This window comes from Pseudomonas sp. TWI929, assembly GCF_039673335.1.
Taxonomy (GTDB): domain Bacteria; phylum Pseudomonadota; class Gammaproteobacteria; order Pseudomonadales; family Pseudomonadaceae; genus Aquipseudomonas.
Genome location: NZ_JBDJLK010000178.1, coordinates 1 through 1,196, shown reverse-complemented (window position 1 = coordinate 1,196; position 1,196 = coordinate 1). Strand labels below are relative to the sequence as shown.

The window sequence follows — 1,196 nt, the reverse complement described above, 5'->3', positions numbered from 1 at the left end:
CGCCCAGGCTATGTCTACGTGTTCATGAAAGGCACCCTGGGCGAAAAGCTGGTCATCCATGAGTACGTCGGCGCGGGCCTTTACAAGGAACTGCTCTACCGCGGCCTGGAGGACTACCACCTGCGGGAGCGCTACCTGTCCAGCCGCACCATGGGCTGGGTGTGGGCCGACACCTGCCCTGATACCGCCAAGGAAGTGTGGATCGGCTACAGCCCGCACCTGTGGACCAACGCCATGACCGCCCGCATCACCGGCTCGCCAGCCCTGCGCAAACGGCACATGCGCCAGCTGGACATGGCCGAACTCATAGCGGGCAACCAGGCCCCCTCAACCCAGCCGCATGTCCTACCGGTCAGCGCCCTGCAAACCTGGGTCGAAGACTTCAAGCCCATCGAGCGGCGCATGCCGCTGACCTGGAGCAGCGACCCGGTCAGCGAAACCTTGCCCATCGGCAACCTCGTCGCCATCGCCCGCCACTACCCCTACACCCAGCCCAAAGTACCCTTAGTAGTGGCGCTCGCCGATGCCGAAGGCATGGCCCTGGACCTGAGCCTGTCGGTATCCGCCTACCAGCACCAACTGCGTGACCTGATGCCCGCCGAGCAACTGGAACACATGAAGCCTGCACAAGGGCCCGAACAGGAAAGCGTGCCGGCGTGCTACAAGCTGGATGCCGAACAGCTGAGCGTGCAAAGCCGCGACTTCCACCATCGCAACCTGGTGGCCATGCTGCTGAACAAGACGCTGGAAAGCCTGTACCCGGCCGATGCACCTTCAGTGGACCTCGCCGAGTTCCGCCTTGGCACGCAACGCCGCGGCCCCGCCCTGTCGCCGTCCGAGTCACGTTTTCAGTCACTCACCCACGAGGACTATTCACCTAATGGCGCGCGCCTGGCACAGCGCCTCGACATCGCCAAATACCGGCGTTTTCTCACCGAGCGTGATGAACTGGAACGCCGGATCATCGCGTTGCGCAACCAGGCCTTGCAAGCCAGCAACGATCATGACGCCTGGCTCGGGACTGCCGAACCCCAACACGTCGATAACCCCTACAGCCTGGCCGCGGCTTTGGCTTGTTACGACCGCGACGAAATCGCTTCGGCCCGCGGCCTGGAGATTTCATTGGCGCTGCTGATTCAGCCGATGGGCCAGCCGACGCCCGGCACCGAAGCACAGGACCCGCGCCTAAAACGCCT

At 63.8% G+C, this 1,196-nt stretch carries 1 protein-coding gene; it reads left to right on the top strand.

Translation table 11 applies throughout. From position 1 onward, the window contains the following. A partial coding sequence (locus ABE456_RS28430; protein WP_346646899.1) for a T6SS effector BTH_I2691 family protein occupies positions 1-1,196 on the top strand: 1,196 nt, incomplete at both ends.